Here is a 442-nt window from a genome sequence, read left to right as displayed (position 1 = left end):
CACCGCACCTTGTTGGAAATGGCGACGACGCCGACGCGACAGTCTGTCTTTCCAGTCTCACGCGACCTTGACAGCGACATCAACAGGCCATCGTCCGCTTGCATATCCGCCTCGTCAAGAATGATGAGTACGACATCGTAGAGTTCGTCGAGAATGGCGTAGAGACGCGTGTAGTAGACACTTTTCGACAGGCCCATCTCCGGGACTGAGACACCGGTCTGGTCTTCGTCGTTCAGCTTCCGTGCGATGTGAGACACGGCCTGTGTCTCCGTGTCGTCGTCGCTACAGTCGATATATGCCGTCCCGATGCGGACGCCTTTGGCAATGCTCTCGGCGACCGTTGAGACGTGCTTCGCGACGAGGCTCTTTCCCGTCCCGGTCTCGCCGTAGATCACCACGTTCTCCGGTGACTCGCCATCGATAGCTGACCGGAGTTGCATCG

1 protein-coding gene is annotated in these 442 nt (G+C 58.4%); it reads right to left on the bottom strand.

Going from position 1 to position 442, the window contains the following annotated elements; translation table 11 throughout:
- Nucleotides 1–442, bottom strand: a 442-nt coding sequence (locus tag AUR66_RS13405) for an AAA family ATPase (RefSeq protein ID WP_157533124.1), incomplete at both ends; no start/stop codon positions are given.

This window comes from Haloferax profundi (assembly GCF_001469865.1).
Taxonomy (GTDB): Archaea; Halobacteriota; Halobacteria; order Halobacteriales; family Haloferacaceae; genus Haloferax; species Haloferax profundi.
This window is presented reverse-complemented; position numbering and strand designations above follow the sequence as displayed.